The organism is Pseudarthrobacter sp. TRD_SC_9 (genome assembly GCF_055361265.1).
Map to the genome: position 1 here is coordinate 3476887 of NZ_CM143956.1, position 11843 is coordinate 3488729.

Sequence of the window (11843 nt, forward strand, 5' to 3'; positions counted from 1 at the left end):
AGAAGGACAACATGCAGGACATAAATCGCCGGAATTTTCTGGCCATCACCGGGCTTGGCGCCCTGTCCGTCGGAGTGCTCGGCATGACCGGCTGCGCACCATCGGGAGGAGCGGACAGCGGTAATACCACCGTCCGCTTTGCCTGGTGGGGAGGCGCCGAACGGCAAAAGGCCTACCTTAGCTCGCTTGAGAGCTTTAGCAAGGAAAACCCGGCCATCACTGTGGAGCCGGAATTCGGAGACTACAACGCCTACCAGGAGCGCATGACGACCCAGATGGCGGCAAAGGATGTGCCCGAGGTTTTCTGGATCCCCTCGCCCGCAGTCCTGACGTACCGGGAAGCTGGAATCTACCGCGACCTCGAAGGAATCGGTTCCCTCGACCTAAGCGCCTTCAGCGACAAGGAAATCGAGCTATACCGGCTGGACGGTGAGTTGAACACGCTTCCCAAATCGATGTTCAGCCCGGTCCTGCGGTTCAACAAGACTTTCCTCGAAGAGGACGGTGTATCGCTGCCCCAGACCCTGACGTGGGACAACCTCGCAGAGTTCCTGGTGGATTATTCGAAGAACAACCCGAACGGGCGCAAGGGAACAACCTACGGGCCGTACCACGACATGCCGTTCGAGTCGTTTCTTCGCCAACGCGGCGAGGACCTGTGGACGCAGGATGGCACCCTCGGTGCCAGTGTGGACGGAGTGGCAGCGTGGATTGACTGGTGGGAGAAGCTGCGCCAGGCCGGAGCAACCACCACCATCAGCGAACAGGACGGAATCGAGCCGGGATGGTCGGACATCGGTGGGAAAGTCCTGGTCACGTTCGCGAACTCCAATCACATCGTCGATGACGCTGCTGCATTCCCGGACTACGAGTTTGACCAGCGGGACATGCCTGCCCTGACTGACGCTGCCGCGGGTTACCACTTCACCTACTTCAGCCGTTTTGCAATGTACTCGGGGATAGAAGACGACAGGGTTGAGGCAGCGGGAGAACTGATGAGCTTCAACCTCAACTCCCTTGACCTGCTCAAGCTTGTGGGACTTTCAGCAGGAGCGCCGCCAAGCTCCAAGCTCCTCGCCGAATACGAACAGTTCGCCAGCCCGGACGAACAGAAGGTCATTGCAATCACCAAGGAGATCGCAGGCACAGACCAGCGCGCACGGTATGAAGCTCCCGCCGGATCCGGTTCCTGGCGCAAAATGCTGACGCGCGAACTGGAAGCCGTCACCCTCGGCCAGCGGAGCGTATCGGATGCCGCCACCAACTTCGTGGACGGTGTGACCGCAGAAATTAAGAAGTCCTGATGTCGACCGCCCTCAAGCCCGAATCCGCCAGGGGTTCCGGGAGTCCCCCGAAGCAGGCGGGCGTGCAGGCCAAGCCGGGCAAGGCATCGCACCAGCGCCAGGGCTGGGTAGCCCACATTTTCCTCCTTCCTTGGATGCTCGGAATGGTGGCAGTAACCGCCGGGCCGCTCATCGCCTCCGCAGTACTCGCTTTTACCGACTACGATCTGCTCACCGCACCCGAGTTCATCGGGTTCGACAACTTCACCCGGATGATGAGGGACGAGCGGTTCTGGGCCTCGACGAGGGTTACCGCGCTCTACGTCATTGTCTCGGTGCCGCTGCAGTTGGCTTTCGCGCTGTTCCTCGCCATCATCCTCGACAAGGGAATTAAGGGACTGGCGCTCTACCGGAGCGCCTTTTACCTGCCGTCCCTCCTAGGCGGCAGCGTCGCCATCGCCATTCTCTGGAGGCAATTGTTCGGGGATTCCGGTTTGATAAACACAGTCCTTGCGTTCTTCGGAATCGAGGCCGGGAGTTGGCTCCAGAACCCGGATACCGCGCTGTGGACGCTCATTGTCCTTAACGTGTGGACCTTCGGCTCACCCATGGTGATTTTCCTTGCCGGCCTCCGGCAGATACCCGATGAGCTGCTGGAGGCAGCAGAGGTCGATGGTGCCGGGCGGGTACGGCGGTTCTTCTCCATTACCATCCCACTGCTCACCCCGATCATCTTCCTCAACCTGATCCTCCAGATGATCGGCTCATTCCAGGCGTTCACCCCCGCGCACGTCGTCAGCGGTGGCAGCGGAGGTCCGCTCGATTCGACGCTGTTCTACACCCTCTACATCTATCAGGAGGGCTTCGTTAACTTCGATATGGGTTATGCCGCAGCCATGGCATGGGTCCTGTTGATAGTGATAGCGATCGCAACCGCGATCAACTTCATCGCCTCACGGCGCTGGGTCCACTACGGAGACGAATAATGGCCACGCTGAACCCCGTTACCAACCTCGACCTCGGCCTGGACGGGGAAAACCAATCCCGACGGCGCAAAAACGGACGCGCAAGGAACCTGCGGCGACACATCTTCCTCCTCCTGTTCGCAGGGTTGATGCTTTACCCGCTGTTATGGATGCTCATCAGCTCGTTCAAGCCGAGCAACCTGATCCTTTCGCAAACAGGCCTCATCCCTTCCGAAGTCACCTTCGCCAACTACTCGGGGGGTTGGGATGCCCTCGGCACCCCCTTCACGACGTTCCTGATCAACTCGGGCATCATCGCCGTTGGGTCAATCCTGGGCAACCTGTTTTCCTGTTCCCTCACCGCCTACGCGCTCGCCCGCCTGAATTTCAGGGGGAACAAGCTGTATTTCTCCCTGACGTTGCTGACCATGATGCTGCCGTTCCACGTGCTGATCATTCCCCAGTACATCCTGTTCGCAGAGCTGGGCTGGACCAACACCTACGCCCCTCTGCTGATACCAAAGTTGCTGGCGTCTGACGCCGTCTTCATCTTCCTGATGGTGCAGTTCATCCGCACCATCCCGAAGGAACTGGACCACGCCGCCATGATCGATGGAGCAGGTCCGTTCCGCATCTTCTGGTCAGTGATCCTGCCGCTCATGCAGCCGGCGCTGATTACGACGACGATCTTCACCTTTATCTGGACGTGGAACGACTACTTCGGGCCGCTTCTGTACCTGACCAAAACCAAGCTGTACACAGTTCCGGTTGCGCTCAAGTCGCTTGTGGACACTGAAACGCAAAGTGGGATCGGCATCATGTTTGCCATGTCGTTGGTCTCCCTGATCCCGATTCTGCTGTTCTTCCTTTTCGCCCAGAAGTACATCATCAAAGGCATCGCCACGACAGGAATTAAATGACCACGGAGAGCTACACGCAGCGGGGCCACCTGCTCACCCCGGCCTGGTACGACGGCGAACAACGATGGACACAACTGACATTTGTCGAAGACGACCCGCTCACCTTCGACATCGCCCAGTGGGCGGAGGTTATGGAGCGCACCTCGTCCACCGCGATCTGCATCAGTGCGGGCGGCTACATCGCCTTCTACCCGACAAAAATCCCGCTTCACTACAGGAGTTCGTACCTGGGGAACCGCGACCTCCTGGGGGAAGTTGTAGAGCTGGCGCGCTCCCGTGGAATGGCTGTTATGGCCCGGGTCGATCCGCATGCGGTTCATCAGGATGTGGTCGATGCCCACCCCGAATGGATCGCCCGAACAGAGGATGGTGAGCTTTTCGAGCACTGGGCTTATCCCGGCATCTACGTGACGGACGCCTATGGCGGTTACAACTGGGAGTTCACAACAGAGGTTGCCCGCGAGATCGCCAGGGATTACGACGTTGATGCGATTTTCGCCAACCGGTGGCAGGGCCATGGCCCGTCCTACACGGATGCCGCCCGACGGCTGTTTCGCGATGCCAGCGGGCTTGAGCTGCCCACGTCCGCAGATCCTGTCGAAGGAGAGCAGTGGTCGACTTACCACCGCTGGCGGCGTAGTCGGCTGAGCAGCCTCGTCGCGCACTGGGATCAGGCGGTCCAGGCGGTCAAACCGTCCGTACGGTTCATCCCCAACCTCGGTTCGTTCGCGGCACGCGAGCTCGATGAATCTGTCGCCAGCAAACACGTGCCCTTCTTCCTCGTCGATCATCAGGCACGGAATGAGGGCGAAGCGCAGTGGGCGGCCGGACGGGATGCCAAACGAACACGGTCGATCTACCCCACCAAGCCGGTAGGACTCATCACTTCGGTTGGACCGGAGTCCCACGGGTATCGCTGGAAGGATTCAGTCAACGCCTCAGCCGAGACGGTGACCTGGATCGTTGACGGTTTTGTGCACGGCGCATTTCCCTGGTTCACGAAGTTCGCGGCGCGTATTCACGACTCCCGCTGGGTCCCCGCAGTGGAACGGGCGTTCCAACTGCACCGGACCGCAGCACCGCTGTTGCAGGACGCACGGCCCGCGGCGGAGGTTTCTGTCTGGGATGTCGATGGTCCGCACGTCAGCGCCAGCGTGAGGGAAGCAGGGAAGGGTATCTACCAGGCTCTCGTTGAACTCCGCGTACCGTTCGAGTACGTGAACGAGCGCAGCCAACACCGTCTCACCGCGCCTGAAACCCGACTGGTAATCCTGCCCGAAGTTGCGGACATCGGAACAGAGTCCGCCTCCGCACTGGAGGAGTTCGTCCGGAACGGCGGTTCACTCATCGTGATCGGGGCAGGTCCAACAAGGCCGGACGGCAAGCTCCTTGTCACTGAGTTGCTCGGTGCGCAAATACTCGAGCGTCGCGATGCCATAGTCAAGAACAACTACATCACGCCTGTGGAAGGCAGCACTCTTCGTTCCGGCTTCGACGGAGCGACGCGAATAATCGGCGGCACCAGGCTCGCCGTGCTCAAGACTCCACCGGGTGTAGCGGTGGATTGGCGATTTGTGCCCGACCATCCGGACCTTCCCATGGAGGAGGTGTACCCGCGGTCCGAAGCCGTGGTGCCAGCAGTCTTTGGTGGCACGGTGGGTAAGGGCCATGTGAGGGTTGTCGCCTTCAACGCCGCCGAGCTGTACGGGGAAGTCCTGCTCCAAGACCACTTGACCCTGCTGGGAAACGTCGTAAGCGAGGGCCTCGGCGGCGGTGCGGCGGTACGGCTGGAAGGCGCGGGCCTGGTGGACTGCGCCAGCTGGGTACAGGACAACGGCTACAGCTTTGTCTTCGCCAATCTAACTGGAAGCGCTGCGCTGCGGGGGCAGCAGCGGACGGTGTGGCCGCTTGAGGGACTCACCGCAAGCATCGACGTCGGGCGTTTGGCGGTAGCCGCCGGAGGTGAGCTGAACGTCGCTGACCTGGCCATCAGAACCCTCGGCGACGGCGGGGAAGTCCGCGCAGCAGAATGGGAACTTGACGAATCCGGCGTGATTCAGGTGAAGCTCCCGCCCGTCCGTGAGCTGGGAATTATCCGCCTGGACTGGTGAACCTAGCGTTCCGGGGCCGGGCCGGTTGACCCGCGAACCACCAGCACGGGCTTCTCGAGCGGGACGTCCTCAGCGACGGTCTCGCCGAGAAGCCCGATGAGTTTGGCCGCCGCGGCGCGGCCACGCTGTACCGCAAAGCGCTGCACCGTCGTCAGTTGCGGATCAATCCACTCACCAATCTGAAGTCCCTCGAAACCCACCACAGACAGGTCATCCGGCACCCGAAGCCCTCGGCTCTGGGCGGTGCGCATGCCGGCAATCGCCATCGTATCCGTGCCGTACATGATCGCCGTGGGAGGGTGCGCTTCACCGAGCAGGCGCGCCGTCTCGCTGGCCGCCTTGACCGGTGAGTACTTGGTGCTGATCACGGCGTGCGGTTTGAGCCCAAAGGATTCCAGAGTGTCTTCAAAAGCCGCACGCCGGATGCTTGGGAGCACCGACTCGGCGGGTCCCCCGATATAGGCGATGCGCCGGTGACCAAGGCTGAAAAGATGCTGCACCGATTCGGGTATCCCTGCGCTCGGTGGGTCCGCGTCGACGTACTCGACGACATCGGGTTTCCAGGGCGTACCGATCAGCACCGCGGGAAGTCCCAACTGCCGGACCAGATCAAAGCGCGTGTCCCCCACGAGTGAATCGGTGAGAATGATCCCGTCCATGCGCTGCCGCTCAGCGAGGTTCCGGTAAAACGTAGCTTCATCGTGTGTATCGGTGATGAAGATGTTAAGCAGCAACCCATACTCGCGCGGAGCAAGAATCGACTCGATGCCGGATATCAGTCCGACGTTCGCTGCGCCCACATCCGGAAACTGCGACGAACTGTTGAGGACAAGCCCGATTGCTTGCGCTCGCGAGGTCCTGAGGGCGATGGCAGCAGCGTTGGGGGTCCAGTTCAACTTTCTGGCGGCGTCGCGGATCCGCGCGCTCGTGGCCTCGGAAATCCGCCCAGTGTTATTGAAGACCTTTGAAACGGCAGCAGGGGAGACACCGGCGAGTGCAGCTACATCAGAAATGGTGGCACGGCCGTTCCTGCGGGGGGCTTGCTGAGGCGTCATTGAAATCCTGTCTGTCCATCCCATGCTATTAGCCAAATGACAGAAGGAGGCTAGACGTGGCCTGAGCGGAACACGCTCACCATGCCCGGAAGCATGAGCGGCAGAACGACCGTGCGGAATGCCCGCCATTCATCGGGGCCATCGATACGGCCCGTCTCCAACGAGTCCTGCCGACTAAACTGGTCAACGTGCAATTTTCCCTTTGGCTGGCCCTCGCGGGAGCCGGCGTCCTGATCAGTTTCACCCCCGGCGCCGGTGCCATCAACACCATGAGCAACTCCCTGAACTCCGGGTTCAAGCGGTCCATCTTTGGGATTTTCGGTCAGCAGGCTGCTTTAGTGGTGCACGTCATCGTCGTCGCTTTGGGCGTGGGCGTGCTGGTGGCGGGTTCACCGGTGGCCTTCAACGTGATCCGCTACGCCGGCGCAGCCTATCTGGTGTACTTGGGCATCCGGCAGTACCTGCACAAGCCGGACCTGGACCAGGAAACCGTAGCCGCGCTCCGCAATGAACCGGCCTGGTCAATGTTCCGCCGTGGTATGTGGGTTAACCTGCTGAACCCGAAGGCCATCGTCTTCTTCCTGGCGTTTGTACCGCAGTTCATCCGCCCGGACGAGCCGTTGCTCCCCCAATACCTCATCCTCAGCGGCACTGTGGTGCTGATCGACATCCTGGTGATGTGGTTCTTCTTCGCCCTGGCCGCCCGCTGGTTCCAGCGGTTCACGCACGATGTCCGCGGCCAGAGAATCCTGAACAGGATCTTCGGCGTCCTCTTTGTTGCGGTGGGCGTTATGCTCGCGCTCATCCACTGACTTCACCGGGTACGCTCGTGGTCATGATCCCCGCACCCGTGATTATCGCCGTCGACGGCCGTTCCGGTGCGGGCAAAACCACCCTGGCCGTTGAGCTCGCGGCCCGCCTCCGTGTCCACCACAAGGTCTCGCTCTTCCACTTGGAGGACATTTACCCGGGCTGGGACGGGCTGGCTGACGGGATTGTCCGCTATGTCAGCACCGTGCTGGCACCGCTGGGGCGCGGCGAGCGCGCCACCTGGACCAGTTGGGACTGGGAAAGGGACGACGACGGCGCCGCGCGGGTCACGGAACCGGCAGAGATAGTGCTCATCGAGGGAGTCGGGGCGGCCGCCGCAGCAGCCCGCCCTTTGTTGAACGCGGTTGTCTGGGCTGAGTCACCGACGGCCGAACGCAGGCTTCGTGCGCTGGCCCGTGACGGCGGCAGTTACGACCCCTTCTGGGAGCGGTGGGCTGCCCAGGAAGAAGCCCTGCTGAGCGCAGACAACGTGCCGGAACACGCCGACGTTGTGATCCGGAACCTGGCTGACGGCACCGCTCCGGATGATGTCCTCGCCGCGCTGTCCCACCTGCCGGCGCTGGCAACGGTGTTGCAGCCGGAACTCGCCGAGCGCCGCGGCGGTCTGAAGCTGCTCACCCGGAAGATCGACTCACGTCCGGATGCGGCTGCCCTGTTCGAGCGGCTCTACGGCGGCTCGGCAAGCGCCGCCTGGCTCGATTCCTCCAACGCGGACCAGCAGCCGGCGGACGCCTCCCAGCCCCGTAACCGGTTCAGCATCCTGGCTGACGACGGCGGCACCTTCGGCCAGACGGTCAGCCACAGCTCCGGGATCACCCACCTCACAACCGGCCGCGCCGCCGTCCGGATCTCCGGCCCGTTCTTCCGTTGGCTGGATGGCACCTGGGGCCGCAAAGCTGTCCGCACTCCCCAGGATTATCCAGGCGATTTCACGCTGGGCTGGCTGGGCTTCCTGGGCTACGAACTCAAGCGCGAGACCGGCGGCACGGACGTGGCGTCGCCATTGCCGGATGTTTCGCTGCTCTTCGCGGGCCGGGCCGTGGTGCTGGACCACGTGGCCGGAACCGCGTGGCTGCTGGCCCTTGATGCTCCCGACGCCGGCACCTGGCTTGAGGAGGCAGCGGAGGTGATTTCCGCCGTCGGGCCCTCCCCTGCACCAACAGTGCCAGAGCCCGTTGCGCCCGTTTTCACCGCACGGGACAGCGGGCAGGCGTACAAAGCCAAGATCGTGGCGGCGCAGCGCGAGATCGCCGACGGCAACTCGTACGAGGTCTGCCTCACCACTTCCCTGACGGCCCACGTCCCGTCCGGCGCTTTTGACCCCTGGCAGACCTACCGGCAGCTGCGCCACCGCAACCCGGCACCGTTCGCGGCCTACCTGCGGTTCGGCGCCCTGGCGGTGGCCAGCACCTCGCCGGAGCGCTTCCTCAAGATCACGTCCGACGGCGGCATGCGCGCCGAACCCATCAAGGGAACCCGCCGCCGGGGTGCCGATCCCGTAGCCGACGAAGCACTCCGGCGTGACCTCAAGGAGTCGCCGAAAGACCGGGCCGAGAACATCATGATCGTGGACTTGCTTCGCAACGACCTCAGCCATTTCTCCGTCCCCGGTTCGGTGCAGGTCAGCCGGCTGTGCGCGATCGAAAGTTACGCCACCGTGCACCAGATGGTCAGCACCATCGACGCGCAGCTCCTGCCGGGGGCCTCCCGCGCCGAAGCTGTGGCTGCATGCTTCCCGGCAGGCTCCATGACCGGTGCGCCGAAAATCAGCACCATGGCCATCCTTGACCGGCTGGAAGCGGCACCCCGGGGTGTCTACTCCGGCGCAATTGGCTACTTCTCGCTCAACGGCGCCACCGACCTTTCCGTGGCGATCAGGACTCTGGTGTCCCGTGTGAACAGTGCGGGCGGGACGGAACTGTCGCTCGGCGTCGGCGGTGCCATCACTGCCGATTCGGATCCCGACGACGAATACCAGGAAATCCGGGACAAGGCCTTTGGCGTGCTGTCGGCGCTGGGTGCGGAGTACCCGGACCAATACCCCACCGCGACCCTGAAGTAGGCTGGCAGCTCTATGGATCCCTCCGTCTCAGTCCGCCTTGCCCGAGTGGAGGACGCGCCGGCCATGGCACGGATACACGTTCGCTCATGGCAGGAGACTTACCGCGGTTTGATGCCTGACAGTGCGCTCGACGATCCAGGGTTGGTCGCCTACCGCGAGCGGTTCTGGACAGCGGCCCTGTCCGACGAGCAATACCGCGAGAACCGCGTTGCGGTGGCAGAACGCGACGGCGGGGTGGTCGGCGTCGCGATGTCGGGACCCGCGCCGGATGGGGATTCCCAACTGAGCGTGCAACTCTACGTGCTGTACGTCCTTGCCGCCGCTCACGGGTCAGGTGCAGGATCGGCCCTGCTGGACGCCGTCGTCAGACCCAACGAATCTGCAGCGCTCTGGGTAACCGATCCAAATCCACGCGCCGAGGCCTTCTACCGGGAGCACGGATTCGTGCCGGACGGCACCAGCCAGGTGGACGAAGGCGTGCGGGAAATCCGCATGGTGAGGGCCGCCTCAAAAAATGACGCATGACAAGCCCGCATCTTGACCGATGGCCTCCAACCGATGCCAGGTACCGCCGTTCCGAAGTGACGGCACTTATCGGCAGTGGCGACACTGCCTGGCAACGTGCCGCCCACGCCGTATTGCTGTGGAAGGTCAAGACGGCCAGTGGATTTTCCGTGGATTCTACTGGCCCGGCCTCCTCCGGCGAGCGCGTCACCGTCACAGCGCATTTGTTCGGCGTCACCGTTGTGGAGCCCGTGGAGGTTGTGGCCGTGGTCAACGAACCGGAACGGTGCGGGTTTTCCTACCGTACGCTGCCCGGGCACCCTGTCGATGGAGAGGAAGCTTTCTATGTCCACCGCCGTGGCGACGAAATCCACCTCACTATCCGCTCGCTCACCCGGGCGGCGTCGACCCAGCCATGGCGGCTGCTCTTCCCGCTTCTTCTTGTCGCCCAGCGCGTGGTCCGGGGGCGCTACCTCAGGGCGCTTGCCTAGGTTTGAGCTGCTGACTGCGCGTTTCAGGCCATCGTTCCTCACTCCACAACCAGGTTTTGATGTCCGTCTATAAGTTCGCGCACGATGTCGAGGTGGCCCGCATGGGTAGACGTTTCGACAAGCACGCGGAACACAACTTCGCGGCCATCAGACATGGGGGGTCCCCCAAAAACAGTCGGGGGCGGCCACCAGCAAGGAGGTGCATCCAGGTCAACCTGCGCCAATACTTCGTCACTCAGCGCGATTTTTTCTTTGTATATCCTGACTGCTTCTGAGCCAGACATAGGCTCGGACGCCCAACCGTTGCGGAGGGACGTAATCGCCCTAGGGTCACCGCCAAGAACAGCTGATATCCAAAACATCTCATTGTCGTAAGCCAGATGGTTCAGCAGCCGCGTCATGGTCCAGCTCGAAGGGACCATCGCTCGAACCATTGCGGCCTCAGCTAGCCCGTCCACAGCTCGAAGCACGTGGGTGCGTTCGTTGGCCAGCTGGGCCAGCAAATGTGAATCAGACGGGCTCATATTTGATGAGCTATAACAGCAGTGCTGCCGTTGATGCGGTCGATAGTTGCACCCCAGCCCTCCCGGGTGCCGCCGGAGATGAGTTGCTGTACCTCGTTGAGGTCCAGGCGCTCTGAGAACTGCACGGTGAGGACAAGTTCCGTGCCGGCACCCGCGCCCGTGTCAAGGTCTTTGAGCTCCACTGTGACAACAGGGGCAAGCAGCTCATTTTCGCCGGCCAGTTCCGGCCAGCCGCCAACTGCTCCCCAGCGGAACACGAGTCGTTCGTCCGGCACGATTTCCAGGTAAATCCCTCCTGTGGGATAGCTAAGGTCGTCATTGACGACCATCTGCTGTTTCCAGATTCCTCCGACCCGCAGGTCAACCTCAATGGGAGTGGAAGGCGTAGGCATGTCGGGGTTGTAGAACCAGGACAGGTGCGCGGGGTCAGTCCAGGCGGTAAAGACAGCGTGCCGGGATGCCGGCAGAACCCGGGTGAGAGTGAAACTTCGATCCTGTGTGTGGCCGGTCATCATCTATTCCTCTGGTTCAGTGCCCTGGTCAGGTGGGCTGGGCGTTCCGCTAAGTTGGGCATCGAGACGGTCCAGGCGCGAGCCCAGGAAATTGCGGTACGGACGCATCCAATCCTCAATCTGTGCAAGCGGCGCCGGGTCCAGGCGGCAGGTCCGCCACTGGGCAGTCCTCGTTTTCGTAATAAGCCCCGCCTGCTCAAGTACCGTCAGGTGGCGTGAAACAGACGGCAGGCTGATTGCGTGCGGAGCCGCCAGTTCCGTAACCGTCGACTCTCCACCCTTCAGCTGCTCCAACAGTGCACGGCGCGTGGGATCAGCCAAAGCGAGAAAGATTGTGCTTAACTCATCCATTTGCAGCTAAGCGTAATTGCGCTTGTGCGCAAATACAAGATCCCGCGTGGTTCTTAGGCGGATGCAGATTCAGCAGACGGGTCCTTTCAAAGCACTCCACCGTCCGGTCTAGATACTTCACTTCTCCTTCGGCTCCCGTTCATTCGAATAGTAAAGAGTCGAGAGTGCTCTCGCCCCGATGGGCGGCTATCACTGAACAAGAGGTCCCTCTCGTGTACCCACCCCTTACTGTCA

At 62.1% G+C, this 11843-nt stretch carries 12 protein-coding genes; 8 read left to right on the forward strand and 4 right to left on the reverse strand.

Translation table 11 applies throughout. The features are described 5' to 3' along the window. Positions 1–11 precede the first annotated feature (11 nt). Genes ACWA13_RS16325 through ACWA13_RS16340 form a run of 4 tightly spaced genes read left to right on the forward strand, consistent with a single transcriptional unit; the run spans position 12 to position 5279 of the window. On the forward strand, positions 12–1304 hold the full coding sequence (locus tag ACWA13_RS16325) for an ABC transporter substrate-binding protein (RefSeq protein ID WP_463935277.1): 1293 nt from the start codon (positions 12–14) through the stop codon (positions 1302–1304). Further along, entirely contained in the window at positions 1304–2269 is a 966-nt protein-coding gene (locus ACWA13_RS16330) for a carbohydrate ABC transporter permease (protein WP_463935278.1), read from the forward strand. The genes ACWA13_RS16325 and ACWA13_RS16330 overlap by 1 nt, the downstream gene beginning before the upstream one ends. Then, positions 2269–3168: a carbohydrate ABC transporter permease gene (locus ACWA13_RS16335; protein ID WP_463935279.1), complete on the forward strand. Its 900-nt coding sequence runs from the start codon at positions 2269–2271 to the stop codon at positions 3166–3168. Before ACWA13_RS16330 ends, ACWA13_RS16335 begins: the two co-directional genes overlap by 1 nt. After that, the gene (locus ACWA13_RS16340; protein WP_463935280.1) at positions 3165–5279 is read left to right on the forward strand and encodes an alpha-amylase family protein; all 2115 of its coding nucleotides are present in this window, start codon (positions 3165–3167) and stop codon (positions 5277–5279) included. The genes ACWA13_RS16335 and ACWA13_RS16340 overlap by 4 nt, the downstream gene beginning before the upstream one ends. Before the next feature lie 2 nt (positions 5280–5281). On the opposite strand, the gene ACWA13_RS16345 is transcribed toward ACWA13_RS16340, so the two are convergent. Further along, positions 5282–6334: a LacI family DNA-binding transcriptional regulator gene (locus ACWA13_RS16345; RefSeq protein ID WP_463935282.1), complete on the reverse strand. Its 1053-nt coding sequence runs from the start codon at positions 6332–6334 to the stop codon at positions 5282–5284. A gap of 188 nt (positions 6335–6522) precedes the next feature. Between ACWA13_RS16345 and ACWA13_RS16350 the strand changes: the two genes are divergently transcribed. From ACWA13_RS16350 to ACWA13_RS16365, 4 genes are all read left to right on the forward strand, one after another. After that, complete coding sequence (locus ACWA13_RS16350; protein WP_463935284.1) at positions 6523–7146, forward strand: LysE family transporter; 624 nt, start codon at positions 6523–6525, stop codon at positions 7144–7146. Between the two features lie 23 nt (positions 7147–7169). Beyond that, a complete protein-coding gene (gene pabB / locus ACWA13_RS16355; protein WP_463935286.1) occupies positions 7170–9227 on the forward strand; it encodes an aminodeoxychorismate synthase component I in 2058 nt (685 codons plus the stop codon). 111 nt (positions 9228–9338) lie between these two features. Further along, the gene (locus tag ACWA13_RS16360; RefSeq protein ID WP_463935288.1) at positions 9339–9752 is read left to right on the forward strand and encodes an N-acetyltransferase family protein; all 414 of its coding nucleotides are present in this window, start codon (positions 9339–9341) and stop codon (positions 9750–9752) included. Then, entirely contained in the window at positions 9749–10222 is a 474-nt protein-coding gene (locus ACWA13_RS16365) for a DUF1990 family protein (protein WP_463935289.1), read from the forward strand. Before ACWA13_RS16360 ends, ACWA13_RS16365 begins: the two co-directional genes overlap by 4 nt. A 38-nt stretch (positions 10223–10260) precedes the next feature. On the opposite strand, the gene ACWA13_RS16370 is transcribed toward ACWA13_RS16365, so the two are convergent. The 3 genes from ACWA13_RS16370 to ACWA13_RS16380 are packed head-to-tail and all read right to left on the reverse strand — an operon-like array spanning position 10261 to position 11609. Further along, a complete protein-coding gene (locus tag ACWA13_RS16370) occupies positions 10261–10746 on the reverse strand; it encodes a mycothiol transferase (RefSeq protein ID WP_463935290.1) in 486 nt (161 codons plus the stop codon). Further along, positions 10743–11258 (reverse strand): SRPBCC family protein, encoded by a 516-nt coding sequence (locus ACWA13_RS16375; protein WP_463935291.1) that lies wholly within the window; start codon positions 11256–11258, stop codon positions 10743–10745. The genes ACWA13_RS16370 and ACWA13_RS16375 overlap by 4 nt, the downstream gene beginning before the upstream one ends. A gap of 3 nt (positions 11259–11261) precedes the next feature. Further along, on the reverse strand, positions 11262–11609 hold the full coding sequence (locus tag ACWA13_RS16380; RefSeq protein WP_463935293.1) for an ArsR/SmtB family transcription factor: 348 nt from the start codon (positions 11607–11609) through the stop codon (positions 11262–11264). Between the last annotated feature and the right edge of the window lie 234 nt (positions 11610–11843).

Coding starts and splice junctions, on each gene's coding strand:
- ACWA13_RS16340 (WP_463935280.1), top strand. CDS start 3,165: ATGACCACGGAGAGCTACACGCAGCGGGGCCACCTGCTCACCCCGGCC.
- ACWA13_RS16380 (WP_463935293.1), bottom strand. CDS start 11,609: ATGGATGAGTTAAGCACAATCTTTCTCGCTTTGGCTGATCCCACGCGC.
- ACWA13_RS16375 (WP_463935291.1), bottom strand. CDS start 11,258: ATGACCGGCCACACACAGGATCGAAGTTTCACTCTCACCCGGGTTCTG.
- ACWA13_RS16365 (WP_463935289.1), top strand. CDS start 9,749: ATGACAAGCCCGCATCTTGACCGATGGCCTCCAACCGATGCCAGGTAC.
- ACWA13_RS16345 (WP_463935282.1), bottom strand. CDS start 6,334: ATGACGCCTCAGCAAGCCCCCCGCAGGAACGGCCGTGCCACCATTTCT.
- ACWA13_RS16360 (WP_463935288.1), top strand. CDS start 9,339: ATGCCTGACAGTGCGCTCGACGATCCAGGGTTGGTCGCCTACCGCGAG.
- ACWA13_RS16330 (WP_463935278.1), top strand. CDS start 1,304: ATGTCGACCGCCCTCAAGCCCGAATCCGCCAGGGGTTCCGGGAGTCCC.
- ACWA13_RS16335 (WP_463935279.1), top strand. CDS start 2,269: ATGGCCACGCTGAACCCCGTTACCAACCTCGACCTCGGCCTGGACGGG.
- ACWA13_RS16370 (WP_463935290.1), bottom strand. CDS start 10,746: ATGAGCCCGTCTGATTCACATTTGCTGGCCCAGCTGGCCAACGAACGC.
- ACWA13_RS16325 (WP_463935277.1), top strand. CDS start 12: ATGCAGGACATAAATCGCCGGAATTTTCTGGCCATCACCGGGCTTGGC.
- pabB (WP_463935286.1), top strand. CDS start 7,170: ATGATCCCCGCACCCGTGATTATCGCCGTCGACGGCCGTTCCGGTGCG.